Annotated in this window: 23 protein-coding genes; 9 read left to right on the forward strand and 14 right to left on the reverse strand. The window is 65.1% G+C overall.

Features of this window, described 5'->3' with window-relative positions:
* The 5 genes from bamE to O3301_RS14510 all read right to left on the reverse strand — a co-directional run bounded on the left by bamE (position 1) and on the right by O3301_RS14510 (position 3,449).
* Positions 1-309, reverse strand: coding sequence for an outer membrane protein assembly factor BamE (gene bamE / locus O3301_RS14490; RefSeq protein WP_305056700.1), 309 nt, complete (start codon positions 307-309; stop codon positions 1-3).
* Positions 306-1,094 (reverse strand): hypothetical protein, encoded by a 789-nt coding sequence (locus O3301_RS14495; RefSeq protein ID WP_305056701.1) that lies wholly within the window; start codon positions 1,092-1,094, stop codon positions 306-308. Before O3301_RS14495 ends, bamE begins: the two co-directional genes overlap by 4 nt.
* Positions 1,095-1,156: 62 nt before the next feature.
* Positions 1,157-1,516 carry a nucleotide pyrophosphohydrolase gene (locus O3301_RS14500; RefSeq protein ID WP_305056702.1) on the reverse strand — a complete coding sequence of 120 codons (360 nt, stop codon included), beginning with the start codon at positions 1,514-1,516 and terminating at the stop codon, positions 1,157-1,159.
* Entirely contained in the window at positions 1,513-1,974 is a 462-nt protein-coding gene (locus O3301_RS14505) for a GNAT family N-acetyltransferase (protein ID WP_289912283.1), read from the reverse strand. The genes O3301_RS14500 and O3301_RS14505 overlap by 4 nt, the downstream gene beginning before the upstream one ends.
* Positions 1,975-2,009: 35 nt before the next feature.
* On the reverse strand, positions 2,010-3,449 hold the full coding sequence (locus O3301_RS14510; protein ID WP_305056703.1) for a cytochrome P450: 1,440 nt from the start codon (positions 3,447-3,449) through the stop codon (positions 2,010-2,012).
* Positions 3,450-3,562: 113 nt separating this feature from the next.
* Between O3301_RS14510 and O3301_RS14515 the strand changes: the two genes are divergently transcribed.
* Complete coding sequence (locus tag O3301_RS14515) at positions 3,563-4,420, forward strand: helix-turn-helix domain-containing protein (RefSeq protein ID WP_305056704.1); 858 nt, start codon at positions 3,563-3,565, stop codon at positions 4,418-4,420.
* A gap of 10 nt (positions 4,421-4,430) precedes the next feature.
* On the opposite strand, the gene ilvB is transcribed toward O3301_RS14515, so the two are convergent.
* Entirely contained in the window at positions 4,431-6,188 is a 1,758-nt protein-coding gene (gene ilvB / locus O3301_RS14520; RefSeq protein WP_305056705.1) for a biosynthetic-type acetolactate synthase large subunit, read from the reverse strand.
* A 99-nt stretch (positions 6,189-6,287) separates the two neighbouring features.
* On the opposite strand from ilvB, the gene O3301_RS14525 reads away from it, so the two are divergent.
* Both O3301_RS14525 and O3301_RS14530 read left to right on the forward strand, forming a co-directional pair.
* Positions 6,288-6,749 carry an Lrp/AsnC family transcriptional regulator gene (locus O3301_RS14525; protein ID WP_070217690.1) on the forward strand — a complete coding sequence of 154 codons (462 nt, stop codon included), beginning with the start codon at positions 6,288-6,290 and terminating at the stop codon, positions 6,747-6,749.
* A 91-nt stretch (positions 6,750-6,840) separates the two neighbouring features.
* Complete coding sequence (locus O3301_RS14530) at positions 6,841-9,342, forward strand: TonB-dependent receptor (protein ID WP_305056706.1); 2,502 nt, start codon at positions 6,841-6,843, stop codon at positions 9,340-9,342.
* Here O3301_RS14530 and O3301_RS14535 read toward each other — a convergent pair.
* Positions 9,339-10,016 (reverse strand): response regulator transcription factor, encoded by a 678-nt coding sequence (locus O3301_RS14535; RefSeq protein ID WP_251349271.1) that lies wholly within the window; start codon positions 10,014-10,016, stop codon positions 9,339-9,341. The two genes, O3301_RS14530 and O3301_RS14535, sit on opposite strands and share 4 nt — an antisense overlap.
* Positions 10,013-10,921: a histidine kinase gene (locus O3301_RS14540; RefSeq protein ID WP_305056707.1), complete on the reverse strand. Its 909-nt coding sequence runs from the start codon at positions 10,919-10,921 to the stop codon at positions 10,013-10,015. Before O3301_RS14540 ends, O3301_RS14535 begins: the two co-directional genes overlap by 4 nt.
* A gap of 436 nt (positions 10,922-11,357) precedes the next feature.
* Between O3301_RS14540 and O3301_RS14545 the strand changes: the two genes are divergently transcribed.
* The 5 genes from O3301_RS14545 to O3301_RS14565 all read left to right on the forward strand — a co-directional run bounded on the left by O3301_RS14545 (position 11,358) and on the right by O3301_RS14565 (position 17,514).
* Positions 11,358-12,173: an NF038120 family PEP-CTERM protein gene (locus O3301_RS14545; RefSeq protein ID WP_305056708.1), complete on the forward strand. Its 816-nt coding sequence runs from the start codon at positions 11,358-11,360 to the stop codon at positions 12,171-12,173.
* 1 nt (position 12,174) lies between these two features.
* Positions 12,175-15,339 carry a S8 family serine peptidase gene (locus tag O3301_RS14550; RefSeq protein ID WP_305056709.1) on the forward strand — a complete coding sequence of 1,055 codons (3,165 nt, stop codon included), beginning with the start codon at positions 12,175-12,177 and terminating at the stop codon, positions 15,337-15,339.
* Positions 15,340-15,496: 157 nt separating this feature from the next.
* Positions 15,497-16,114 (forward strand): AIM24 family protein, encoded by a 618-nt coding sequence (locus tag O3301_RS14555; RefSeq protein WP_216350350.1) that lies wholly within the window; start codon positions 15,497-15,499, stop codon positions 16,112-16,114.
* Positions 16,115-16,131: 17 nt separating this feature from the next.
* Complete coding sequence (locus O3301_RS14560; protein WP_034784288.1) at positions 16,132-16,773, forward strand: AIM24 family protein; 642 nt, start codon at positions 16,132-16,134, stop codon at positions 16,771-16,773.
* A 3-nt stretch (positions 16,774-16,776) separates the two neighbouring features.
* Positions 16,777-17,514, forward strand: coding sequence for an AIM24 family protein (locus tag O3301_RS14565; RefSeq protein WP_152252167.1), 738 nt, complete (start codon positions 16,777-16,779; stop codon positions 17,512-17,514).
* 6 nt (positions 17,515-17,520) lie between these two features.
* Here the strand turns inward: O3301_RS14565 and O3301_RS14570 are convergent, their stop codons facing one another.
* Together O3301_RS14570 and O3301_RS14575 are read right to left on the reverse strand one after the other, a co-directional pair.
* Positions 17,521-18,327 (reverse strand): enoyl-CoA hydratase, encoded by an 807-nt coding sequence (locus O3301_RS14570; protein ID WP_305056710.1) that lies wholly within the window; start codon positions 18,325-18,327, stop codon positions 17,521-17,523.
* A 42-nt stretch (positions 18,328-18,369) separates the two neighbouring features.
* Positions 18,370-18,999 carry a head GIN domain-containing protein gene (locus O3301_RS14575; RefSeq protein WP_251349266.1) on the reverse strand — a complete coding sequence of 210 codons (630 nt, stop codon included), beginning with the start codon at positions 18,997-18,999 and terminating at the stop codon, positions 18,370-18,372.
* 174 nt (positions 19,000-19,173) lie between these two features.
* Between O3301_RS14575 and O3301_RS14580 the strand changes: the two genes are divergently transcribed.
* Positions 19,174-19,731, forward strand: coding sequence for a flavin reductase family protein (locus O3301_RS14580; RefSeq protein WP_070312598.1), 558 nt, complete (start codon positions 19,174-19,176; stop codon positions 19,729-19,731).
* On the opposite strand, the gene gdhA is transcribed toward O3301_RS14580, so the two are convergent.
* From gdhA to O3301_RS14600, 4 genes are all read right to left on the reverse strand, one after another.
* Complete coding sequence (gdhA, locus tag O3301_RS14585; RefSeq protein WP_099665596.1) at positions 19,728-21,071, reverse strand: NADP-specific glutamate dehydrogenase; 1,344 nt, start codon at positions 21,069-21,071, stop codon at positions 19,728-19,730. The genes O3301_RS14580 and gdhA overlap by 4 nt on opposite strands.
* 208 nt (positions 21,072-21,279) lie before the next feature.
* Positions 21,280-22,269 carry a glycosyltransferase gene (locus tag O3301_RS14590; RefSeq protein ID WP_305053939.1) on the reverse strand — a complete coding sequence of 330 codons (990 nt, stop codon included), beginning with the start codon at positions 22,267-22,269 and terminating at the stop codon, positions 21,280-21,282.
* On the reverse strand, positions 22,266-23,567 hold the full coding sequence (locus O3301_RS14595; RefSeq protein WP_305056711.1) for a Rieske 2Fe-2S domain-containing protein: 1,302 nt from the start codon (positions 23,565-23,567) through the stop codon (positions 22,266-22,268). The genes O3301_RS14590 and O3301_RS14595 overlap by 4 nt, the downstream gene beginning before the upstream one ends.
* Positions 23,568-23,569: 2 nt before the next feature.
* Positions 23,570-24,610, reverse strand: coding sequence for a polysaccharide pyruvyl transferase family protein (locus O3301_RS14600; RefSeq protein WP_289899411.1), 1,041 nt, complete (start codon positions 24,608-24,610; stop codon positions 23,570-23,572).
* Between the last annotated feature and the right edge of the window lie 177 nt (positions 24,611-24,787).

A 24,787-nucleotide genomic window follows, 5' to 3' on the forward strand; every position in this document is an offset into this window, starting at 1 on the left:
TCACTTCCGTACCCGGTACACCTCGCCGCTGCGCACCTGCTTCACCACCCCATCCCCGCCAAACAGAATCACATATTCCCCCTGCGCGCCCAAGGCCGCCGGATAGGTGTACATCCACACTTCCTTGCCGCTGTCGAAACGGATGGACGTGCTGTCGCCCAGCGCGGCGCGCACCTGTTCGCGCGTGCTGCTGCCCACTTGCACCGTCTGTTCCAGGGTGGCGTAGGGCACATTCTTGCTTGCTTGCAAGGCGCGCGTGCCGGAGCAGGCGGCCAGCAGCGTCAACAAGACCAGCGACAGCCACTTCATGGCGCCACCTCGTCCATGTAAGTAAATTCCAGCAGGGTATCGTCCGGCCAGTTGCTATCCCACAAGGGCGCGTAATACGTGCGATCAAGCAAGACCTGGCAATCGCAATAGGGCAGCGAGGCGGGCGTTTGCTCGCCGCCCGCGTACAGCATGGTGAACGGCAACGCCAGGCGGCGCTCGCCATGCACGAGGGTCACGCCGAACAGGGGACGGTCCGTGAAGAACAGATAATTGCCATCCGGCTCGGAACACACTTTATCTGTGCTGTAGAGCATGCTGGACAGCCAGGCGATGATTTGCGGGTCGTTCGAGATCAGGCCGGAATCCATGCCGGCGCGGCATTCCAGGCGCAAGTCGCCCAGGCGCCGCGTGCCGGGCGGCAAGCCGGGCGTGATGACTTGCGCGCGCCAGCTCATGGTGCTGGCCTTGCGGTTGGCCAGCAGCACGGCGTCTTCGCGCGCCGCTTGCGCATTGCGCACGGGGGCAAAGCTGTTGTCTTCGGCCAGGGGCAAGGGGATGCTGACGGTGTCGCCGGCGATGCGCAGCTGCACGCCCGTCATGTCCACGCCGGGCTGGCGCGGCAGCAAGCGGAAGCGCAGCACGGCCTGCGGCGCCAGCGCATGGTCGCGTTCGAAGCGGTCCACGCCCTGCAGCATCTTGCGGTAGGACTTGTCGACGGGGTCGCGCGTGGCGTCCACCTTCACCTGCGGCACGGGTGCGGTTTGCGCCAGCGCAATAGGGCCGTGGAGCAAGCCTATGATCAGCAGTAATCGATAAATGCGCATGCCTGAATGCTACGCCTTTTTGCGCATCCGCCACGCACGGGTGGGCGTGTCAGCACTCGCTATCAGTACTCGCTGTATTTGCGCGCGTCGCCGCGCACCTGCTGCGCCGGGTATTTCTGTGCGTTCAGTTGCATCTTTTCCAGCACGGCCGCGTGCAGGTCGACGCCGCTCTTGTCGGCCAGGCGCACCAGATACATCAGCACGTCGGCCAGTTCGTGGCGGATGCCCGTGCGCTTCGCCTCGTCCAGTTCGCCATCGGCGCCCGTGGGCAGCCACTGGTAGTGTTCCGCCAGTTCCGCCACTTCCACGGACAGGGCCATGGCCAGGTTTTTCGGCGTGTGGAACTGGTCCCAGTCGCGTTCGTCGGCAAAGGCGCGCAGGCGCGCGCGGATGTCGAGCAGGCTGTCGCTGGGCGCGCTCATGCCGCCGCCTGCAGCGGTTTTTCCATGAAGACACTGAATGGGTCGTCGGGATAGTCGCCGTACGGTCCGCGCCGCTGGTAGCCGTGGCGCGCATACAGGGCGATCGCCTCGGGCTGGTGGATGCCCGTTTCCAGGGTCAGCAAGCGGCAGCCGCGCGCCAGCGCCTGCTCTTCCAGCAAGGCCAGCAAACGTTTCGCCAGGCCCAGTCCCCGGCTGTCCGGGTGCACGTACATGCGCTTGAGCTCGCCGAAAGCGGGCGTGACGACGATGGCGCCGCAGGCCCGTGCCGCGCCGGCCGCATCGCGGGCGACGGCAAACAGCAGGGTATCGGACGGCACGGACGCCAGGTCCAGCGAGTAGACGCACTCGGCCGGATACAGGGTCTGTTGATATGCATCAAGCTCGGCGATCAGGGTTTGCACGTCGGCTTGCTGCGGCGATTCCAGGCGGATGGTCATGGGGAGGTCGAATGAATGGGACTTCCCCCATGGTATCACTGCGGCCGCGCCAGGCGCAGCGTCAAGCCGATGGGCGACATCACAAAACCCATCAGTTCCTGCGCCTCGCCGCCATCGGGCGTGTCGACGCCGGCGATGTCGAAGCTGCCCAGCAGCATGGCCATGGCGATCTTGATTTCCAACAAGGCCAGGTAGCGGCCCGGGCACGTGCGCAAGCCGGCGCCGAAGGGCATGGCGGCGCGCTTGTTGTTCGCCTCGCCCCCTTCGGCCAGCCAGCGCTCGGGCTGGAAGGCTTGCGCGTCGGGAAAGTGCGCATCGGACACCGTGTCGTGGCGCATCACGCACCACACGAGGGTGCCGGCCGGCACGGCGATATCGGCGATGACCGTGTCGCGCAGCGCCTCGACGGGCAGGAAGGGGGCCACCGGCTTCAGGCGCATGGCTTCGCTGGCGCAGGCGCCCAGGTAGTCGAGGCTATCCATCTGCTCGATCGTGAAGCGGGCCGCGTCGGGCGCCAGGCGCCGCACTTCCTCGCGCGCCCGCGCCAGGGTGTGCGGATGGCGTTGCAACAGGTAAATCATCCAGGACAGCGTATTGGCCGTCGTATCCTCGCCCGCCAGCAGCATGGTCAGCACATTGCCGGCCACGGCGCGGTCGTTCACGCCGCTGTCCTTTTCGTCGGCGGCGGCGATCATCGCTTCGAGCAGGTTGGGCGGACGCTCACGGCGTGCCGGGTCGCGCGCCATGCGCGTGCGCGCCTGCTGCACCAGGTCGGCCACGGCGGCGGAAAGGGCCGCCACGTCGCGGTCCAGGCGGCGGTCGACGGGCAGCTTGACGTAGCGCCAGTACGGGAACATCGACAGGCTGCGTCGCGCCACGGCGGGCAGGATGGCGTCCATGTGGCGCTGGATCACGTCTTCGCCCGCTTCCAGCGTATTGACCTCGGTGCCGAAGGCGAGGCCGGCGATGATGTCGACCGTGTAGCGTTTCAGGTCGCCATCGAGGTCGATCGCCTGGCCTTGCGTGGCGGCAAGATGCCAGCGCCGCTGCAGGCGCTGCGCCACCGTCGCCAGCGCGGGGAAGTAGGCCTTGACGGCGCCGGGCGCCATGCCGGCCATGACCATGCGGCGCTGGTTGCGCCATTCCGTGCCCTCGGCCAGGAACAGGCCGGGGATGCCGCCCATTTCCTCGGAAACGATGGAGCTGCTCAGGGGGCGGCGAAAGCCGTCGGGCCGGTCGCGCAGCACGGCGCCGACAGCCTCGCTGTCGGCCACCACCAGCACCAGGGTGCGGCCGAACCAGGCGCGCAGGTAGGGGCCGTAGCGCCGTACCCACTCTTCCACGTCGCGGTGGATGCGCGTGAGCTTGATCTGCAGGCTGTTGCCGACGATGGGCAGGGCGAATGGCCCCGGCAGGCGGCGAATCTGGCGCAGGGCCGTGGTGGCGGGCGCGGCGGCGTGATCGAGCGGGGGCATGGCGTACTCCTGGTGGATGGCGACAATGACTTCACTGTAGCGCGCTTGCGCGTCCGCGTCTTGAACGAATACGACATCGGGCGCGGCCGGAAATTGCCGGTACAATCGTCGCCATGCCTGCCGCCCCTACGCCCCTGACCCGCCTGATCGCGCCGCGCACGGCGCTCGCTTCCTGCGTGCGCGCCTTCCTCGTGCGCGACACCACGGGTTGCGCGCCGCTGCCGCCGGCGCAGCGCCTGAACCGCTTTCCCGCCGCGCCCATGTGCAGCATCGTCTGGACCGTCGCGGGCGACGTGGAAGCGGCAGCGCCGGGCCTGTCGCTGCGGGACGTGCGCATGCCGCCCGCGCTGTTCGGCGGCCCCCGTTCGTATCCGCTGGTCAGCTACAACCCCGGCCCCGTGCATACGTTTGTCGTGATGTTTTACCCGGCCGCCCTGCATGCGTTGACGGGCGTCTCGATGGATGGCTTGCTGGACCAGTTCCGCCCGCTCGACGCGCTGTTCGATGGGGAATGGCTGGCCCTGTCGGACGCCGTGCTGGCGGCGCCCGACGACGCGGTCCGCGTCAGGCTGGTGGAGGATTTTCTCGCGCCGCGCTGGGCGCTGGCGCGCAAGAGCGGCGACCATCCGGCCGGCGCCGTGCAGGACTGGGTGCGCCGCCTGGCCGTGCAGGCGGCATCGACGGGCCTGGCCAGCAGCGCGCGCAATATCGAGCGCCGCATCAAGGCCTGGGCCGGCCAGCCCATGCGCACCTTGCGCCGCATGCGCCGCGCGGAACAGCTGTTTCTCGACGAGCGCGGCGCCATCCTGCAGGGCACGGCGTCCTGGTCCGACGTCGCCGCCAGCGGCGGTTACGCCGACCAGGCCCATTTTTGCCGCGAGACGCGCGAAATCACGGGCTTGAGCCCCACCGAGCTGGCGCGCGCCATGCGCGACGATGAAAGCTACTGGATATACAGGGTGTGGAGTTGAACGGGTTTTTTTACCCGGTGTAGACGACGCCTTTGCGCAAGGTCACTTCATGGTGCCCCGCGCCGGGCGCCATCATGGGGAAGCAGTTTTCCGCGCCGTGCACGCGCACGTCGAGGAAGTACGGGCCTTCGGATGCGAGGCAGGCACTCAATGCCGCGTCGAGCTCCTCGCGCCGGCTCACCGTGTGCGCCTGCCAGCCGAACGCGCGCGCCAGGGCGACGAAATCGGGCAGCGCTTCCGTGTAGCTGTGGCTGTAGCGCCCGCCATGGATGAGTTCCTGCCACTGACGCACCATGCCCATGTAGCCATTGTTCGACAACACCACTTTCACGGGCAGGCGGTGCTGCACGGCCGTGGCCAGTTCCTGGATATTCATCAAGATCGACGCATCGCCGCTGACGCACACGACGCGCTTGCCCGGATGGGCGATCTGCGCGCCGATGGCGGCGGGCAAGCCATAGCCCATGGTGCCGGCGCCGCCCGAGGTGAGCCAGCGGCGCGGCTGCTCGAAGCGCAAGTGCTGCGCCGCCCACATCTGGTGCTGGCCCACGTCGGTGGAAACGATGGCGTCGCCGCCATCCATGCCGTCCAGCGCCGCCTGCAGCCGCCGCATCAGCGCCTGCGGCGCGATCACCTCCGGCGTATCGTCGAACGCCAGGCTGTCCTGGGCGCGCCAGGCGTCGATGCGCTGCCACCACGGCTGGCGGTCCGCCAGCAGGCGTCCGCGCAGCTGCGCCAGCAAGGCGGCCAATACGGGGGCGCAATCGCCGCGCAAGGCCACGTCGGCGCGCACCACCTTGTGTATGGAGGCCGGGTCGATGTCGATGTGGATGACCTTTGCGCCAGGACAAAACGCATCCAGGCGGCCCGTGACCCGGTCGTCGAAGCGGGCGCCGACGCAGACGATCAGATCGGCATGGTGCATGGCCAGGTTCGCTTCCAGGGTGCCGTGCATGCCCAGCATGCCGAGGAAGGCCGGGTGCGAGGCGGGAAAGGCGCCCAGGCCCAATAAGGTCAGGGTGCACGGCGCGGCGGCCAGTTTCACCAATTGCTGGAACGTGGCGCAGGCATCCAGGCCGGAATTGACGAGGCCGCCACCGCCATAGAACACGGGCTGGCGCGCGCCGGCGATCAGGCTGGCGGCCCGTTCCAGGTCGGCGGGCTGCGGCAGGGGCGCGGCCGCTGTGGCTGCGGGCGGCAGCGGCGCGTGCTGCGTGACGGGCGCCAGCTGCAGATCCTTGGGAAAATCGACCAGCACGGGGCCGGGCCGGCCCTGCGTGGCTTGAACAAATGCTTCGTGCACGACGGCGGCCGTTTCCTCGGCCGCGCGGATTTGCCGGTTCCACTTGGTGACGGGGCGCGAGATGCCCAGCGCGTCGCATTCCTGGAAGGCGTTCGTGCCGATGCTGGTGCTGGCCACCTGGCCGCTGATGCAGATGACGGGCACCGAATCGCACAGGGCGTCGAGCAAGCCCGTGGTGGTATTGCTCATGCCGGGACCGGACGTGACAAAGACGACGCCGGGCCGGCCCGTGCTGCGCGCATAGCCTTCGGCCGCGTGCACGGCCGCCTGTTCGTGGCGCACCAGCACGTGGCGCAGGCGGGGCTGCGCGTGCAGCGCGTCGTACAGGGGCAGCACGGCGCCGCCCGGGTAGCCGAAGACGGTGTCGACGCCCAGGGCCAGCAGGGTGTCGATCAGGGTGCTGGCGCCGTTGCGCGGCGCAAGATCGGCGGCGGGAGCGAGGAGGGGAGCGGGATCGGGTTTCATGGCCTTATTTTCTGCCCGATGCGGCAGAAAAGGCTGCTGGTTTTCTCGTATAGAATGCGATATTCAGTAAAATTTGCTGTGAAATAAGGATATGACAGAATGAAACTGGACAAATTCGACCTCGCCATCCTGACGGCCCTGCAGCAGGATGCCCGCATCAGCCTGCACGACCTGAGCGCCAAGGTGGGCCTGACCTCGTCGCCATGCTGGGCGCGCATCAAGCGCATGGAAGACGATGGCGTCATCGAAGGCTACACGGTGAACGTCAACGCGGCCAAGGTGGGGCTGGCCGACACCGTCATCGTGCAAGTGACGCTGGACGACCATTCCGACCAGGCCCTGTTCGAATTCGGCCACGCGCTGGCCATGATCCCGGAAGTGCTGGAAGCGTTCCTCGTCTCCGGCGACTACGATTACTATCTGCGCATTGCCGTGAGCGACACGCGCGACTATGAACGCCTGCTGCGCGAGCGTTTATATAAAATCCCCGGCATCCGCCACAGCAAATCGAGTTTCGTGTTGCGCCAGCTCAAACAGAGTTACCTGCCCTTGCAACGCTAATCCCCGCACGGCGGGAGTTTTTCCCTGGTTCTCCGATGGTGGCTGTCCGATACTGGACGAAATAAAAACCACGATAAAACTGGGGATACGCATGAAACTGACTTTATTGGCCGCCGCCGCCATGGCGCTGTGCCAGGCGCAGGCCGCCGACCTTGCCGCTGACGCCAGCCTGGCCGCGAGCCTGGCCACTTCGGGTGACTTGCCCACCGTCATCATCACGGGCAGCATGCCGCTGCCCACCGTGGACCAGCCGCGCGATACCCTGGCCGCGCCCGTGCAGACGGCCAGCGCGCAGCAGATCGCCCGCAGCGGCGCGCTCGACATCTCCGCCTTCCTGCGCCGCAACCTGGGCAGCGTCTACGTGAACGAGGTACAGAACAATCCGTTCCAACCCGACGTCAGCTACCGCGGCTACACGGCGTCGCCCCTGCTGGGCACGCCGCAAGGGTTGTCCGTCTACCTGGACGGCATGCGCCTGAACCAGCCGTTCGGCGACGTCGTCAGCTGGGACTTGATCCCGCGCATGGCCATCGAATCGCTGACCCTGATGCCCGGCTCGAATCCCCTGTTCGGCTTGAATACCCTGGGCGGCGCGCTGGCGCTGCAAACCAAGGATGGCCGCAGCAGTCCCGGCACGGCCATCGAAGCGCGCCTGGGTTCTGACAAACGGCGCGCCGTCGAGGTCGAGCATGGCGGCAGCAATGCGCAAGGCTGGCACTGGTATGTGACGGGCAACCGTTTCAAGGAAGACGGCTGGCGCGACGATTCGCCGTCCGACGTGCGCCAGCTGTTTGGCAAGCTGGGCTGGAGCGATGCGCGTACGGATATCGCCGTTACCGTGGCCCACGCGGACAATGCGCTGACGGGCAACGGCTTGCAGGAACAGCGCCTGCTGGCGCGCGATTACCGCAGCGTGTATACCAAGCCGGATTTGACGCAGAACAAATCGACCCTGTTGAATCTGACGGGCAAGCACCAGGCCGGCGCGGCCTTGCTGCTGTCCGGCAATGTGTACTACCGCAAGATCGACACGCACACGTTCAATGGCGACTTGAACGACGAGTCGCTTGACCAGTCCGTCTACCAGCCGGGAGCGGCCGAGCGGGCGGCCCTGGCGGCGGCCGGCTACACGGGCTTTCCCGCCAGCGGCGCGAACGCGGCCAATACGCCCTTCCCGAAATGGCGCTGCATCGCCAATGTGCTGCTGAACGACGAGCCGGCCGAAAAATGCAATGGCATGCTCAACCGCAGCCATACGCGGCAGGAAAACTATGGGTTTTCGGGCCAGTTCACCGCGCTGGCCGACGTGGCGGGAGCGCGCCATGCCGTCACGGCCGGCGCCGCCTTCGACGCCAGCCACGCCACCTTCCGCCAGACGAGCCAGTTCGGCTACCTGAATCCGGACCGCAGCATCACGCCTGTGAACTTCTTTGCCGACGGCACGGAAATCGACGACGACGGCACGCCCGTCGACAACCGGGTCGACTTGAGCGGGCGCATGCGCACGTGGAGCGTGTATGCGAGCGACAGCATTGCGTTGAATCAAGATCTGACCTTGACCGTCTCCGGCCGCTACAACCGCAGCACGGTGCGCAACCGCGACGCCATCACGCCCGGCGGCGGCAGCGGTTCGCTCGATGGCAACCACCGTTTCAGCCGCTTCAATCCCGCCATCGGCCTGGCGTATGCGCCGGCCGCAGGCGTGAGCGCCTATCTCGGCTACAACGAAGGCAGCCGTACGCCGACGGCCATCGAACTCGGTTGCGCCGACCCGGAAAACCCGTGCCGTTTGCCCAACGCCATGGCCGGCGACCCGCCATTAAAGCAGGTCATCACGAAGACGTGGGAAGCGGGCGTGCGCGGCCAGTGGGGCGAGGTGGCCCGCTGGAGCGCGGGCGTGTTCCGCGCGGAAAATCACGACGATATCCTGTTCGTGGCCGACAACCAGGCGGGGTTTGGCTATTTCAAGAATTTCGGCAAGACGCGCCACCAGGGCGTGGAGCTGGCGCTGGATGGCAAGGCGGGCATGCTGGACTTCGGCGTCAACTACACGTGGCTGCAGGCGACGTATCAAAGCCGGGAGCTCGTCAACGGCAGCGCCAACAGCAGCAGCGATGCGGACGCGCCCGGCCTGGAAGGCAATATCGTCATCACGCCCGGCAAGCGCATTCCCTTGACGCCGAGCCATATCCTGAAGGCGCATGTGGATATTCAGGGTGGACGCGACTGGACGCTGGGCCTGGCCATGACGGCCGTCTCCAGCGCCTATGCGCGCGGCAATGAAAACAATGCGCACCAGGCTGGCGGGCCAGCCTACCTGGGCGCGGGCAAGAGCGGCGGCTATGCCGTGGTGGAATTGAACGGCAAATACCAGCTGACGCCACGGCTCAGCGTGTTTGCCCAGGTGAATAACCTGTTCGACCGGAAATATGCGACGGCGGCCCAGCTGGGCGCGACGGGTTTCGATGCCAACGGCAATTTCGCCGCCCGCCCGTTGCTCGCCGTGAACGGCGAGTATCCGATGGTCAATGCGACGTTCTATGCGGCCGGCGCGCCGCGCAGCGTGAACGTGGGCGTGCGCTACGCGTTTTAAGGATGGACCTGCTCGATGATGCCATTGCGCAGCGCCAGATGCACGAGGGCGGCGGGGCCGGGCACGTCGAGCTTTTCCTTGATGCAAGTCTGGTGGTTGGCCACCGTCTTGCTGCTGACGTGCAGCAGGCGGGCGCAGTCGGCGGCGCTGCGGCCTTCGGCCAGTAGGCGGAAGATTTCGAATTCACGCTGGCTCAGGCTGCTCAAGCGGTCCGCTTCCATGTTGGCCGTGCCTTGCAGCACGCCGGGCGCGCTGTGCGGGTCCAGGTAGCGCCGGCCCGCGTGGGCGGCGCGCACGGCGTCGACCAAGTGTTCCGGGTCGGCCTGCTTGCTGACGAAGCCGCAGGCGCCGCCGTCAAACGCGCGCGCGATCAGCTGCGGCGTGTCGTGCATGGTAAACACCAGCACGCGGGCGCCCGCGTCGCGCGCGAGCAGCTTGCGCAGCAATTCCAGGCCGCCGATGCCGGGCATGGACAAATCCGTCACGCAGACGTCGGGCGCGTGCTCCTGGTACAAGCCATACGCCGTTTCGCCATTGCCCGCCTCGGCCACGACGGCGATGTCGCCGCCCTGTTCCAGCAGGCGCCGGTAGCCCGTGCGCACTACCGGGTGGTCGTCCACCAGCATCACGCGGATCGGCCGCATGCCGCTGTGCATGGCGTTCATGGCGCTCATGCCGCGCACCGTGCCGCCAGGGCCACTTCGATGCGCAAGCCGTTGCCCAGCGCGCTGATCCAGCGGATGTGGCCGCGCAAGCCCGCCACGCGCTCGCGCATGCCCAGCATGCCGAAACCGTCTGCTGGCGTCTTGTCCTGGCGCAAACCCCGGCCATTGTCTTCGATGGCCAGGTGCAGCAAGCCGTGCGCATCGGCGCGCAATTCCACCGTGGCCTGGTCGGCGCCCGCGTGGCGCGCCACGTTCGTCAAGCCTTCCTGCACCAGGCGGTAGATGGCGGTGGCGGTGCTGTCGTCGAGGCCGGCGGGGATGGCGTGCGGCGCGAAATGGCAGGCGATGCCGTGCTGCTGGGTCCAGCTGTCGCACAGCGCCTGCAGCGCTGCTTCCAGGCCCAGGCTGTCGAGCACGGGCGGGCGCAGCCGGCGCAGCATCGTGCGCACCATTGCGTGCAGCGCTTCCGACGAGCGGGCGATGCTGGCGGCGCACGCCTGCACGTTTGCCTGGTCGCCCTCGCGCGCGCGCAGGATGTAGCTGGCGGCGGCGCGGATGGCCGTGCAGTCCTGTCCCACTTCATCGTGCAGCTCGCGCGCCAGCGCGCAGCGCTCCTCTTCCTGCGCGCGCAGCAGGCGCTGCGTGAGGGTGCGGTTTTGCGCCAGCAGCAGCGCCACCTGGCGGCCGCGCCGCACGGCAAAGCCGGCCAGCGCCAGCACCAGCACCAGCAGGCTCAGGGCCAGTTCATCGAGCTGCCAATGTTCCTGGCGCCAGAGTGACTGTGTCAGCCGTTCGGCCAGGTCCAGCCTGGCGGCCAGCAGGAAAAAAGCCAGCGCCAGCGCACAGCACAGCAGGACGGTCCGGCGCGGCCGGGCGTGCGCGCTTGCCTGGGCGCCAAATTGATGGTGTTCCATGATGCTGCTCCCTGAGCACGGTCGATCTTCTTGTTGTGCAAGCTTCATGCCATCGGCGCAAGGGCGCGACGGGCCGCTCATGCGAGGTAGAGGGGACAGGCAAGTGTTCCAGGATGGAACAGGTGTACCGCGATGTGACGGGGGGGACGACGCGGCAGGCGCGGTTTTCGAGCTTATCCGAAGTCGGGCCGGTCCGCTGGCGTACGCGTCTGCAGTGCGCGCTCTTGTTGTTCAAATGTAACGTTGAGATTCCTCAAACTTTCATAGATAAAACAAAACAAAGTTTCGCGGAGTTAGATAAAAAATAAATAAATGATATTAAAAATATGATATTTGTTTTATGCGATTTGCTATATTTGTTGACACTTTTGTGAAAAAGCTGAAAGCGGGCGCCAGACCTGCCGACCTATCTATCCACAACAATCAAGGGAATAGAATGAATCGTTTATCACATGCGCGGGTATCGCCCGCCACCGCCAATCCGCCCGCTACCCGCGGTCGCATCGCCGTCCTTGCCGCGCTGGCCACCTTGTCCGTGCTGGGCTCGGCGCCGGCCCTGGCCGGTGTCCTGACTTTCGACAACTTGCGTCCCGACGTGTATGAAAGCGGCCAGACCCTCAATACGTCGAGCTACAACCTGCTGTTCCTGGCCGACCCGACGACGGCGGCCGGCGGCGGCGTCAGCGGCGTGGGCGCCATCCTCGATGGCCGCGTGGGTTCGTCGTGCGATATCGCCGCCTGCCCGCAGGGCGCCAGCGGCAATTACCTGGCTATCCTTAACGATGGCGGCGTGAATTTCACGCGCGCCGACCACCAGGCATTCACCCTGGCCGGTTTCGATTATTCCTTTATCGCTCCCGTGTCCGGCTTGCCGAACCAGAATTGGGGCCAGCTGCAGCTGAGCGGCACCCTCAGCGACGGCCAGGTGATCAGCACCTCGCTGGCGTTTCCCGGCCAGGGCAGCGATGGCAATTACCATTTCCAGAGCGCTTCCCTGCTGGGCGGTTTCAGCAACTATGCGTTTACGGGCCTGAGCTTCAACGCGTGCATTTTCAATGACACGGGCGCGTGCAGCAATTCCCTCGATTTCCCCGCCTTCAACCAGGGCCAGTTTGCGCTCGACAATATCAATATCAGCGCCGTGCCGGAACCGTCGACCTACATGCTGATGCTGGCCGGACTGGGCGCCATCGGCATGCTGTCGCGCCGCCGCAGCGGCAAGTTCGCCGCCTCCACCGTGCAAGGAGCATGAGATGAAATTACGTCCCGTTTCACTCGGCATCCTCTTGCTGGCCGCCAGCCTGGCGCAAGCGGCGCAGGCGCAGGAACGCCGCTCCTACATCGTGCAACTGGTCGACAAGCCGGCCGCCACCTACACGGGCCAGGTCGACGGCCTGGCCGCCACCAAGCCGGCCCCGGGCGCGCGCATCAACGTGGGCGCCGCCGACGTGCAGGCCTATTTGAGCTACCTCGACACCAAACAGGCCGCCGTGGCCGGCACCGTCAGCGCGGCGGAAATCACGCACCAGTACAGCGTCGTCTTCAACGGCTTTTCCGCCTTGCTGACGGACGATGAAGTGCGCGCCCTGAAGAAAAACAGCGGCGTGGCCAGCATCAGCGCCGACTCCATCCTGCAGCTCGACACCAGCTACACGCCCAGCTTCCTGGGCCTGGACAAGCCGGGCGGCATCTGGGAGCAGCTGGGCGGCAAGGCGCACGCGGGCGAAGACATCATCATCGGCATCGTCGACAGCGGCATCTGGCCCGAGAACACGGCCTTTGCCGACCGCCTCGACGAGAATGGCGTGCCCAGCCATAGCGGCAACAACGTCGTGTATGGCGCGCCGCCGGCCAGCTGGCAGGGCACTTGCCAGACGGGCGAAGGCTTTAGCGCCGAGAATTGCAACAATAAGCTGATCGGCGCGCGCTACTACCGCGCCGCCACGTCGGCGCTGCACTGGACGGAATTCATGTCGCCGCGCGATTCCGTCGCCGGCCTGACGGGGCACGGCGGCCACGGCACGCATACGGCATCGACGGCCGGCGGCAACAATGGCGCCCTGGCCACTTCGAACGGCGTCTCGCTGGGCAAGGCGTCCGGCATGGCGCCGCGCGCCCGCATCGCCGCCTATAAGGTGTGCTGGACGGCCGCCTCGACGGGCCGCAACGGTTGCGCCACGGCCGACAGCGTGGCCGCCATCGACCAGGCGGTCAAGGATGGCGTGAACGTCATCAACTTCTCCATCGGCCCGAACGCGGGCGGCGGCGCCTTCGACGAGCCGACGGAAGTGGCCTTCCTCGGCGCGGCGGCGGCCGGCGTCTTCGTTGCCACATCGGGCGGCAATTCCGGCCCGGCCACGCCCGCACCGGACGTGCCGGCTCCCGTGTCGCACATCAGCCCGTGGCTGGCAACGGTCGCCAATTCCACCCACAACCGCCTGTACGCGGCCAACGTCACTCTCAGCAGCGGCACGAAACTGGAGGGCGCATCGAGCAACGCGAATACCCCGGCGCTGCCGCTGATCCAGTCGCGCGACGCGGGCCTGGCTGGCGTGCTGCCGACGGATGTCAACTTGCTGCGCTGCTTCGGCGTGGCCGATGCCACGTCGGCGTATCTGGACCCGGCGAAAGTGGCGGGCAAGATACTCGTGTGCGACCGTGGCGGCAACGTGCTGGTCAACAAGAGCGCGAACGCCAAAACGGCGGGCGCGGCGGGCGTGATCATCGCCAACGTGGCCGGCGGCGCCAACACCGTCATCAACCAGGCGCATGCGCTGTCGACCGTGCACCTGGCGCAGGCGCAGGGCGACGCGCTGAAGGCCTTCATGGCGGCGACGCCCGACGGCACGGCGGCATTGGGCGAAATCCACACCACCGCCGACACGACGGTGCAGGCGCCGATCGTCAGCGACCGTTCCTCGCGCGGGCCGAACGTGGCCAACGCGAACATCCTGAAACCGGATCTCTCGGCGCCCGGCACCAACGTACTGGCCGGCGTGACGGCCGACCTGACGCAGGCGCAGCGCGATGCCGTGGCGGCGGGCGGCGTGGCGCCTGCGGCCGAGTGGGATTTCTATTCCGGCACCTCGATGGCCAGTCCGCACGTGGCCGGCGTGGCGGCACTGCTCAAGCAGCAGCATCCTGACTGGTCGCCCGCGGCCATCAAGTCGGCGCTGATGACGACGGCCTTCAGCACGTATTCGGATGGCTTGAACGGTTCCGTGTCGTGGGATGCCACGGCGAAGAACTCGGGCCAGCTGCCGTGGGGCCAGGGCGCCGGCCACATCGCGCCGAACAGCGCGGCCGATCCCGGCCTCGTGTACGACATGTCGGAAATCGACTATGCGCGCTTCCTGTGCGGCCTGAACCTGAAGGTCTACAGCGCCGCCACATGCCAGGCCATCGGTACCATCGCGGCCTATAACCTGAACCTGGCGTCGCTGACGGCGGCCAACGTGCTGGGCACGCAAACCCTGACGCGCACGGTGACCAACGTGGGCGCCAGCAGCGCCGTCTACAACGTCTCGGCCAGCTTGCCCGGCTATACGGTGGCGGTGACGCCAACGAGCCTGAGCCTGGCGCCGGGCGCCAAGGGCCAGTACCAGGTCAAGCTGACGCGCACGACGGCGCCGGCCAATACCTGGACCTACGGCGCCCTGAGCTGGACGGATGGCACGCACACGGTGCGCAGCCCGCTGACGGCGCGTGGCACGGCGCTGGTCGCCATTCCGCTGGTCAGCAGCGAAGCGGCCACGGGCAGCAAGGTGCTGACCCTGGGCACGGGCTTCTCGGGCGCGCTGGTGGGCGTCAAGTCGGGTCTCGTCGAAGCCGTGCGCCAGGCGCGCACGATCGGCCAGGCGACGACGGGCGCCGCCGCATCGGCTGCCTGCAAGGCGGGCGGCGCCACGGGCGTGAACGTGCACAATGTGGTGATCCCGGCCGGCACCCTGGCGGCGCGCTTTGCCACCTACGATGCCGAAACGACGGGTGGCGCGAATACCGACATGGACATGGAGGTCTACAACGCCGCCAATGTGCTGGTCGGCAGCAGCGGCAATGAAAGTTCCAATGAGCAAGTGGAACTGCGCCTGCCCGCCGCCGGCACCTACAAGGTGTGCGTGATCGGCTTTGCGCCGCAAAACGGCCAGGCCGACTACACCTTGTCGTCGTGGGTACTGGCGCCGGGCTTGTCGAATGGCGGCTTCAAGGCGCTGATGCCGGGCACGGCCTTCACGGGCGGCACGGCGACTGTCTCGCTGAGCTGGTCCAACCTGGCCGAAGGCAAGCGTCACCTGGGCGCCGTCGGCTACCAGGTGGCCGGCGTGGTGCAGGGCGTGACGGTGGTCGAGGTCAATACCAACGATCCCGTGCCGCTGTTCCAGAACGCGCGCGGCGCCAAGCCGGTGCTGGCTGAGTAATCCGTTCTTTGCTTGAACGCAAGGCGTGCCTTCGGGCACGCTTTTTTTTATTCACCCACCCCCGTTCGGGAGGAATAGCACTTGCATGGCGGTAACGCCAACGGTATCTTGTCGGATAGCCATGGCTTTGTGCCCTGGCATTCTTGGGGAGTCGCGCGTGACCAGTTTCCGCACCAATACCGACCGCCTGCTGGAAGTGCGCCTGCAGGATGAAAAAGTGCTGGCGATTGCCGGCGCCATGGTCGCCTATACGGGCAGCATTAAATTTGAAAAATCCCTGCTCGGCGGCGAGGGCCTGTTCGGCGCGCTCAAGCGCAAGGTGACGAACGAAGGCATGCAGGTGATGCAGGCAGCCGGCACGGGCACCGTGTTTTTCGCGCAGAATGCGGCCGAGATCACCGTCATTCCGTTGACGGGTGAAAAGCTGACCATCGAAAGCAGCAGCTTGCTGGCCTACGACACGAGCCTGAAGACGGGCACCAGCTTTGCCGGCTTGCGCGGCGCCAGTTCGGGCCAGGGCCTGTTTTCCACCACCGTCGAAGGCCACGGCAACCTGGCCGTCATTTCGCGCGGCAACCTGATCATGCTGGAAGTGACGCCTGCGCACCCGCTGCGCGTGGACCCGGACGCCTTCGTCGGCTTCAAGGGCGATATCCGCCAGGAATTCGTTTTCGACGTCAACTGGCGCACGATGATTGGCCAGAGCTCGGGCGAATCGTACCAGCACAAATTCACAGGCCAGGGCGTGGTGTTCATCCAGCCCGCCGAACGTTAAGTCAGCGAGGACCCGCGATGCCTGTCTATCAGCAAATCAATGAAAAGATGCTTGAGGTCAAACTCGGCAATGAAGAAGTGTTCGCGCGCAAGGGCGCCATGGTGTCCTACCAGGGCGACGTGGCGTTCAGCCGCTCCTTCCTGGCCGGCCAGGGCGTGCAAAGCCTGGCCATGCGCGCCGTCACGAACGAGGGCTATGCCCTGATGTCGGCGCGCGGCACGGGCAGCGTGTTTTACGCGCAGGGCGGCCTGTTCGTCACCATCGTCCCCGTGCGCGGCGAAACGTTTTATGTGGAAAGCGATTCCCTGCTGGCCTTCGATGCGCGCCTGACGGCCGGCACCATGTTCCTCGGCAACCAGGGCGGCGTGCAGGGCGTGGTGCGCGGCATGGCCTCGGGCCAGGGCTTGTTTACCACCACCCTGCAAGGCACGGGCGAAGTGGCGATTTTGTCGGACGGCAATGCCATCGGCTTGCCCGTCACGCCGGACGTGCCCGTGTTTGTCGACCCGCAAGCGTATATCGGCCACACGGGGCAGCTGAGCTCGACCATCGTCACGGACTTGAACTGGAAAACCTTCGTCGGCCAGGCGTCCGGCGAATCGTACCAGGTGAAATTCACGGGCCAGGGCACGGTCTACATCCAAGCGAGCGAAAGGTAAGCCATGACGATTTACAATCCCGATACCTTGCCGAAGAACGATAACCTGAACCGTTTTTCGTATGTCATCGACGTCAAGGAACAGATCTTCATTCGCAAGGGCAAGATGATCGCCTTCTATGGCGAGCTGCGCTTCGAAGCCATGGGCAGCAGCGTGCTTGACTTGATCGTGCGCAATGCCTTCAATGCACCGAAATACGTGCACCACTTTGTCGTGGCGCAAGGCCAAGGCCAGTTGATCCTGGGTGACAACGGCAACGACCTGGCGTGCTACGACCTGGACAACGCCAACATGACCATCCGCGCGAAAAACCTGCTGGGTTTTACGAAGGATGTGATTTGCCAGGAATCGACCTTGCCCGGTTATCTGACCATGATCGGCACGGGCAAGGTCATCGCCTCGTCGAACGGCCCCGTGCATTTCCTGGAATTGCCGTGCCGCGTGGATGAGCAGGCCGTGCTGGGCTGGGCCGATTGCCCCAGCCCCTCGTACCACTACGACTATGCCCACGTGCAGGGCTGGGCCTCGGCCGCCGGCGCGCTCACCGGTTTCAGTTTGTCGGGCGAGGAAAAGCAGATCGACTTCACGGGCGCCGGCACGGTGCTGGTGCAATCGTCCGAGCTGGACGTGACGGGCAGTTCCGCCCTGATGCAGCTGCTGGCGCAATTGCCGCTGCTGGGCAAGGAAGACCTCGGTACCTTGAGTCTTTCCGTGCAGCAGCAGATGAAGGAACAGCGCTAAGCTGCTTTACGGCCGCGCCCAGCTTGGCGGCCGTTTCTCGAGGAAGGCGGCAACGCCTTCTTCCGCATCCTCTTCCATCATGTTGCGCGCCATCACGTCGCCCGCATACGCATATGCGTCGTCCAGCGGCAGCTGGCGCTGTTTGTAAAACATTTGCTTGCCATAGCGGATGGCCGTCGGGCTTTTCGCCATGATCTGCTGCGCCAGGCGCGCCACGGCGTCGTCGAGCGCCGCGTCGGCCACCGTTTCGTTGATCAAACCCCAGTCGGCGGCCGTGTCGGCGTCGATGAAGCGGCCCGTCACCAGCATGTCGAAGGCCCGCTTGGGCGACACATTGCGCGACAGGGCGACGGACGGCGTGGCGCAGAACAGGCCCACGTTGATGCCGGAGACGGCAAAGCGCGCGGACGCGCCCGCCACGGCCAGGTCGCAGCTGGCGACCAGCTGGCAGCCGGCCGCCGTGGCGATGCCGTGCACGCGGGCAATTACCGGCACGGGCAAGGTTTGAATGGCTTGCATCACGCGCGAGCATTGCGCGAACAGGGTTTGATAATACGCAAGCTGGCGCGTGGCTTGCATCTGGCGCAAGTCGTGGCCCGCGCAAAAGGCCTTGCCTTCGGCGGCCAGCACCACGCAGCGCACGTGCGGTTGCAGCGCGACGGCATCGAGCGCCTCTTGCAGCGCAGCCAGCATGGCTTCCGACAGGGCATTGAATTGCAGGGGACGGTTCAGGCGCAGGGTGACCAGGCCACCCTCGTCTTCGCGCAGCACCAGCGGCGCATCGTTATCCTGGGTTTCGGGTGTTGCGGTCATGCGGTCTCCCCTGGCCTGATGGCCTTGTTGTTTTAGGAAATCTTATTTGGCGGCATTGACGCTGCCGATGCCGGCGATCGACTTGTGCACGATCTTCGGCTTGCCGTAATACGTCAGTTCGCCCATGCCGCGCACCACGGCGTTCAGTTCGCCCGAGGAATACACCTTGACGGAGCCGATGCCTTCGAAATTGACGTCGACGTTTTTCGCCAGCAAGGCTTTCGTATCGACTTCGCCCACGCCCTGCGCCTTCAGGCGCAGCCAGTCGACCTGGCCATCGGCGGCCAGGCGGCCCGCGCCCTTGTAGCTGATGTCGACTCTTGGACCATTGAGCTTGGTCAATATCTTTTCGCCCGCGCCTTCCGCGATCAGCTTGCGCAAGGTGGGCATGGTGATGATGATGCGCGGATCGCCCTCGGTCTTCTTGATGTCCTTGTCCTTCATGGAAATTTTCAGTTCGCCATCGACCACTTCCGTGATCACGCCGCTGAGGAATTTCTGGTCGCCGCGCAGCAGCAGGCTTTGCTCCTTGCCCGATTCGACTTCGATGCTGATGGGGCCGCGGATATCGATGGCGTTGAAGGCGCCGACCGTGCGGGTTTGCTCGTCGGCATGCGCGAGGGTGGAGAGGCAGGCAAGGGACAGGACTGACAACAGGAACAGAGGGCGCATGGCGGTATCCTTGAGTAGTTGATCAGTGTATTCTATTGTGCAACATCTCCATTGGGGAGAAATTTGCGACGAATGGCACAAATCGCGGCGCGCATGAGCGCCGCCAGCGGCCAGCCGCGCGCCCGGCAAGGCGCCGTTGGGCTATGCTGTGGCGTACCGCGTCCTGGAGACTGCATGAAAAATTACCACAAAGAAGATTATCCCGTCGCCGACATCCGGCGCTTCCTCGAACCGGGACCGGTGGTGCTGGTCAGTTCAACGTGGCAGGGCGAAAGCGACGTCATGACGATGGCCTGGCACATGCTGATGGAATTTACGCCATCCTTGCTGGGCTGCTTCATTTCCGATGCGAACCACAGCTATGAAATGATCAAGCGCAGCATGGAATGTGTGATCAACCTGCCCACGGCCGACATGGTCGACCAGGTGGTCGCCATCGGCAATTGCAGCGGCGAAGACACGGACAAGTTCACGGCCTTCGGCCTGACGCCGCAGCCGGCCGAGCAGGTGGGCGCACCCCTGATCGCCGAGTGCTACGCCAACTTCGAATGCAAGCTGGCCCAGGTGGCGGGCAATCCCAAGGGCGGCTTCTTCATTTTCGAGTGCGTGAAAGCCCACGTGGCCACCTCGCCCAAGTTACCCGAAACCCTGCACTACCGTGGCAACGGCGAGTTCATGGTGTCGGGCCGCACCATCAGCCGCAAGAGCCTGATGAAACCTGAAATGCTTTAAATGACACCCTGCGCCAGCATCGCATCGGCCACTTTCACAAAACCGGCGATATTGGCGCCATCCACATAGCTGACGGAACCGTCCGCGCGCGTGCCGTATTGCTTGCATGCGGCGTGGATGCCTTGCATGATCTGCAGCAAACGTGCATCGACTTCTTCGCGCGGCCACGATATGCGGGCCGCGTTCTGGCTCATTTCCAGGCCGGAAGTCGCCACGCCGCCCGCATTGCTGGCCTTGCCCGGCGCGTACAGCACGCCGGCCGCTTCGAAGGCCTTGGCTGCCTCGATGGTGGTAGGCATGTTGGCGCCCTCGGCCACGCACTGCACGCCATTGGCGATCAGGGTGCGCGCAGCGTCGATGTCCAGTTCGTTTTGCGTGGCGCAGGGCAGGGCGATATCGACCGGCACATGCCATGGCGACACGCCCGCCTCGAAGCGCACGCCCGTGCGCGCGGCGTAATCGCTGACCCGGCCATACAGATGATTCTTGATTTCCATCAGGATGGCCAGCTTTTCCGGCGTGAAACCTTCCTCGTCGATGACGGTGCCGCTCGAATCGGAGACGGTGATGACTTTCGCGCCCATGGCCATGGCTTTTTCCACCGCGTATTGCGCCACGTTGCCCGAGCCGGACACGGACACGCGCATGCCTTCGAACGAGCGGCCCCGCGTTTTCAACATTTCTTCGGCGAAATACACGGTGCCGTAGCCTGTCGCTTCCGGACGCATCAGCGAGCCGCCGAAGCTGGCGCCCTTGCCCGTGAACACGCAGTCGGCGCGGTTGCTGAGTTTTTTCATCATGCCGGCCATATAGCCCACTTCGCGCCCGCCCACGCCGATGTCGCCGGCCGGCACGTCCGTGTCCGAACCCACATGGCGGAACAGTTCGCTCACGAAGGCTTGGCAGAAACGCATCACTTCGCCCGGGCTCTTGCCCTTCGGATCGAAATCGGCGCCGCCCTTGCCGCCGCCCATCGGTAACGTGGTCAGTGCATTCTTGAACGTTTGCTCGAATGCAAGGAATTTCAGCACGGACAGGGTCACGGACGGGTGGAAGCGGATGCCGCCCTTGTACGGCCCGATGGCCATGCTGTGCTGGATGCGGTAGCCGCGATTGACTTGTACTTGCCCATGGTCATCGACCCACGACACGCGGAACATCACCACGCGTTCCGGCTCGATCAAGCGTTCCAGCAAGCCTTGTTCCGCGTATTTCGGGTGCTGTTCCAGGAATGGCCACAAGCTCTCCATGACTTCGGTGACGGCTTGCAGAAACTCGGGTTGACCTGGATTGCGTGCGGCGACATGCTGGACATACTCGTGAGCAGATGCATATTTCATCAGAATTCCATGGAGGTAATCGGTTATTTGGGCAACTATCATCGCAGATTTTGCACGGAAATGGTGCGGAAATTTGGTTTTGAGGGGTTTCTGCTACATTGTGGGGCGCGCTTTTCCATCAAGCCGCGAGGCCAAACAGAGAGTGGTCTGGTGGAAAAAGTGACCGAAAAACAAAAAACGCCAGCGTGAGTGCTGGCGTTGCGGACCTTTACGTCAGATGTCCGGATCGTTTCGGGCGCAGCCCGGGCAAAGGCGTTTCCTTGCCGATGAGCAGCTGCATGGCGCGCTGCCGCAGCGTGTGGCGAATCCGGTGCGGAGCCCGGCATGCAACAGTATCCAGCAAGAAATAGGAAAGAGTGCGCAGGCCGGGCACCGGGCAAGGGGCGCTGGCGCGCCAGTAACGTGTTGCTGCCGGTATACCGGTATGGTTCAGCAGGGAACGCAGATTGTTCAGCTTGCGTGCTGAGCGGATCCTGTTGGCCAGTGCTGGCGCCAGCCGCGCAAGGTGCGGCGTGAGCATGGCGTCGATATGCAGGAAATGCTCGAGCTTGCGCGACATTGCTGTCATTTGCGGATGATGTTGCCGATAGTGCAGCAGGACGTTGCTACTGTAGTGTATGGACATGCCGGCACTCAGGCAGCGTATCCAGTAATCGTAAGCGGCGCCTTCCTTCAGCTGTTCGCTGAATGGCCCGATACGGGAGAGCAGTCGTTTGCTGAGCAGCACGCCGGATGGCTGGATGGGAGAACCCAGCAGGCAGGCGGGCCAGGCGGCAAATTGCCGTGGCGTTGCCCAGGCCACGGGATTGCCGCCATGGCTGTTAAGCGTGGCAACTTGCGATGCATACACAATTGCATCTGGCGTGTCGGATGCTTCTGCCTGTGCCAGTTGTTCGGCCAGTTTTTCAGGCAGCCAGATGTCATCGTCGTCGATGAAGGCCACCCATGGACAACGGGCGGCGGCCACTCCCGTGTTCCTGGCGGCGGCCAGGCCGGTGCCCGCATTGTGCACGATGGTCACGTGCGGGTAGGCAGCGTGGACGCAAGCGGCAGTGCCGTCGCTGCTGGCATCGTCGATCAGCAAGATTTCCTGCGCCGGCCGGGACTGGGCCAGCAGCGATTGCAAGGTGTCCTCGAGAAAGCCCCGTGACCAGCCGTTCCTGGTGCAAATGATGACGCTGACGGGGGCGACGCTCATGGCGCCACGGCTTCTGGCGGCGCAACACGGATGCGGATGGCTGCGCCGTCTTGCCGGATGTCATACGGTTGCAGTGTCAATGACGGGCAGGACGATTTTCCTGTTTGCAAGTCGAACGAGATGGCACAGGCCGGGCAATACACTTTGTCGCTATCGCAGCCGCCATCGGCCAGGTCCACGCCGTAATGCGGGCAGGCCGCATCGTAGGCGCGGGTGCCGTCGCTGGTGCGCACCAGCATGATGCGATACGGCGCGGCATCGACGATGATGCGCTGCGTGTCGGGCCCGTCAGCAGGAAGCTGGCCATGTATGACGCCGTTCGCCCGGTCGAGCTGGCCGGCAACGACGGGAACGGCTGCCGGCGTCTGCACGGGGGCGGCGGCGACGGGCGCGCCGAAATTGTCTTCGCGTCGCAGGTGCAGCACTTCATCGTGGCCCTGTTCGATATCGGCGGCCCGGCGCCAGAATTCGCGCGAGTAAAAACAGACGGGATCGAAGGTCGGGCGGGAAGCATTCAGGCGCATGGAGATGGCCACGCGCGTCGCGTCCGTCGTATTGAGGTGCGTGCCGTGCAGCACTTCTGGATCGAAGACCAGCATCTCGCCTGCCGCCAGCGGCAGATAAGTCGGCACCGGCAGGCGGTAGCCCGCTTGCAGGTACAGCGTGCGGCGCTCGCAGGGCAGCGAGGCGTTGGCCAGTTCCGGATACAGCACCATGCCCGCTTCCGCGGGCACTTCGCCAATGGCCCACCAGATATTGCGTCCGTCCCGCGAATGGCCGGCCCAGCTATCGATGTGTGGACCATGTGCCCAGGCGGCGGGCGGGTGGCCCCGGTGATAGTCTTTCGGCGCGTACACGGGGTCAATGACCTTACGGGCCTGAAACTGCTCGCGCACGGTCGCGCTGAGGCGGCCAATGCCGGGATTTTCGCTCGCCGGATTGGTCTTGCGCGCCACTTCGTAAGGGAAGTTGATGCGCAGGATCAAATAGTCATCCACATAGAAATCGCCATCCCAGCCCAGGACCTGGCGGCCGACGGCCGTCGCCATGGCCAGCAAGGGCTGGCGCAAGCGTTCCAGTACCTGGTTGCGCAAGGACGTCACATCGTCGGTGTCGATCACTTCGTGCAGCCGCTCGATGCCATGCTGGCGCAGCACCTGGGCTGCCGCAGCGCCCTTCATTTGTTCGACCGTGGAAATAATTTCGCTGAGCACACGCTCGGTCATCGTTGCCCACGGGGCGAGTTCACGGACGTGGCACTTGAGCCACACGCCCTGTGTCGAGGATGGAGCGCTCATCTTCATTGCTCCGATGCCAGGGTGCGCAAGGTTTGCAAGCCGCGCACCGTGATCTGGCGCAACTCTTGTATCAGCGGCAGGGCGTCCTGGCGCGCGCGGCGATACTGCGCGACCGAGCGCGCGCGGTCCATGATGGCGCTCACGCAGTCGCCACTTTGCATCAGATCAACATCCCACGACGCCATGCCGATGGTCGACAGCATCGAGCGGCCCCGTTCGTCATACGACAGGTTGATGCTGTGCGAGCCCATGGCCAGGCAGGGCAGGAAACCATGCAGGCGGTAGCTGACGTGCAGCTTGCAGGTGCGCAGCGCTTCGATGTAGCGGCTGACTTCGTCAAAGTACAGGGGGGCCGCTTCCGGGAAGCCGGCGGCAAATTCGAGATCGATGTAGTCGTGGCAAGCCAGGTAGACGGGTTGCGCATATTCGGCACGCAGGGCGGCAATCAGGCGGCGCAAGTCTTCGGCGATGCGCCACTGCAAGGTGGCCGGAACGCTCATGCGCATGGGGTGACGGATGGAAATGATCACGCCGCCCTTGGCGGCATCGCCCTCGGCATTCGGCGGCAGGTACAGCGTGGGGCAGCCACCGACCGTCACCTTGGCGCCAAGGTCGGCGAGGATTTCCTGCGAACCCGTGTCGCGCACCATGGCCACCTTGGCATGCTCGACCAGGTGCCGTATCGCAGTCGGGCTGAGCGCATCGGTGCGGTCTTCCATTTGCCCGTCGCGCCCCGTGATGCGGCCGTGGGATAGCCCCATCAGCATCATCGGCCGGCGCAAGGCATTGACGGCCTGGGCATCATAGGACAGCTGGCCGTTTTCAAACAGATTCCCGCCGCCCACGATGACGGCGTCGGCGAGGCGATTCATATCGTAAATCTGGCGTGGCACCAGGCCGCCAAATTGCGGTCCCTTCAAGGCAGGAATGCTGACGACATTGGTGGCCGCTCCGAACACCTCATAGAGGAGCTCTGCCGTAGCGTAGCCGATGAGATCGTTGCCGATATTGCGAGTGGTGGGGCGCACCATGAAAATATTCACTGCTTGTTCCTTGTTAGGTTTTATTTGCTTAGCAAAAAATGTTGCCGACTGCTTTTGAACGCACGATGTCAATTCCTGTCCTGAGGGGCTCTGGCAGCGTCCGCGTCAGGCAGCGGACGCCGCTGCCACGCTTGGAGATGGCGCAAGAATCAGCGATTTCATGGCGCCGCAAGAGCG

This window comes from Janthinobacterium sp. SUN211 (assembly GCF_030587315.1).
In the GTDB taxonomy this organism is placed as follows: domain Bacteria; phylum Pseudomonadota; class Gammaproteobacteria; order Burkholderiales; family Burkholderiaceae_D; genus Janthinobacterium; species Janthinobacterium kumbetense.

What these genes read in the sequence shown, in the direction of transcription:
- bamE (WP_305056700.1), bottom strand. Translation starts at nt 309, where the DNA reads ATGAAGTGGCTGTCGCTGGTCTTGTTGACGCTGCTGGCCGCCTGCTCC.
- O3301_RS14495 (WP_305056701.1), bottom strand. Translation starts at nt 1,094, where the DNA reads ATGCGCATTTATCGATTACTGCTGATCATAGGCTTGCTCCACGGCCCT.
- O3301_RS14500 (WP_305056702.1), bottom strand. Translation starts at nt 1,516, where the DNA reads ATGAGCGCGCCCAGCGACAGCCTGCTCGACATCCGCGCGCGCCTGCGC.
- O3301_RS14505 (WP_289912283.1), bottom strand. Translation starts at nt 1,974, where the DNA reads ATGACCATCCGCCTGGAATCGCCGCAGCAAGCCGACGTGCAAACCCTG.
- O3301_RS14510 (WP_305056703.1), bottom strand. Translation starts at nt 3,449, where the DNA reads ATGCCCCCGCTCGATCACGCCGCCGCGCCCGCCACCACGGCCCTGCGC.
- O3301_RS14515 (WP_305056704.1), top strand. Translation starts at nt 3,563, where the DNA reads ATGCCTGCCGCCCCTACGCCCCTGACCCGCCTGATCGCGCCGCGCACG.
- ilvB (WP_305056705.1), bottom strand. Translation starts at nt 6,188, where the DNA reads ATGAAACCCGATCCCGCTCCCCTCCTCGCTCCCGCCGCCGATCTTGCG.
- O3301_RS14525 (WP_070217690.1), top strand. Translation starts at nt 6,288, where the DNA reads ATGAAACTGGACAAATTCGACCTCGCCATCCTGACGGCCCTGCAGCAG.
- O3301_RS14530 (WP_305056706.1), top strand. Translation starts at nt 6,841, where the DNA reads ATGAAACTGACTTTATTGGCCGCCGCCGCCATGGCGCTGTGCCAGGCG.
- O3301_RS14535 (WP_251349271.1), bottom strand. Translation starts at nt 10,016, where the DNA reads ATGAGCGCCATGAACGCCATGCACAGCGGCATGCGGCCGATCCGCGTG.
- O3301_RS14540 (WP_305056707.1), bottom strand. Translation starts at nt 10,921, where the DNA reads ATGGAACACCATCAATTTGGCGCCCAGGCAAGCGCGCACGCCCGGCCG.
- O3301_RS14545 (WP_305056708.1), top strand. Translation starts at nt 11,358, where the DNA reads ATGAATCGTTTATCACATGCGCGGGTATCGCCCGCCACCGCCAATCCG.
- O3301_RS14550 (WP_305056709.1), top strand. Translation starts at nt 12,175, where the DNA reads ATGAAATTACGTCCCGTTTCACTCGGCATCCTCTTGCTGGCCGCCAGC.
- O3301_RS14560 (WP_034784288.1), top strand. Translation starts at nt 16,132, where the DNA reads ATGCCTGTCTATCAGCAAATCAATGAAAAGATGCTTGAGGTCAAACTC.
- O3301_RS14565 (WP_152252167.1), top strand. Translation starts at nt 16,777, where the DNA reads ATGACGATTTACAATCCCGATACCTTGCCGAAGAACGATAACCTGAAC.
- O3301_RS14570 (WP_305056710.1), bottom strand. Translation starts at nt 18,327, where the DNA reads ATGACCGCAACACCCGAAACCCAGGATAACGATGCGCCGCTGGTGCTG.
- O3301_RS14575 (WP_251349266.1), bottom strand. Translation starts at nt 18,999, where the DNA reads ATGCGCCCTCTGTTCCTGTTGTCAGTCCTGTCCCTTGCCTGCCTCTCC.
- O3301_RS14580 (WP_070312598.1), top strand. Translation starts at nt 19,174, where the DNA reads ATGAAAAATTACCACAAAGAAGATTATCCCGTCGCCGACATCCGGCGC.
- gdhA (WP_099665596.1), bottom strand. Translation starts at nt 21,071, where the DNA reads ATGAAATATGCATCTGCTCACGAGTATGTCCAGCATGTCGCCGCACGC.
- O3301_RS14590 (WP_305053939.1), bottom strand. Translation starts at nt 22,269, where the DNA reads ATGAGCGTCGCCCCCGTCAGCGTCATCATTTGCACCAGGAACGGCTGG.
- O3301_RS14595 (WP_305056711.1), bottom strand. Translation starts at nt 23,567, where the DNA reads ATGAGCGCTCCATCCTCGACACAGGGCGTGTGGCTCAAGTGCCACGTC.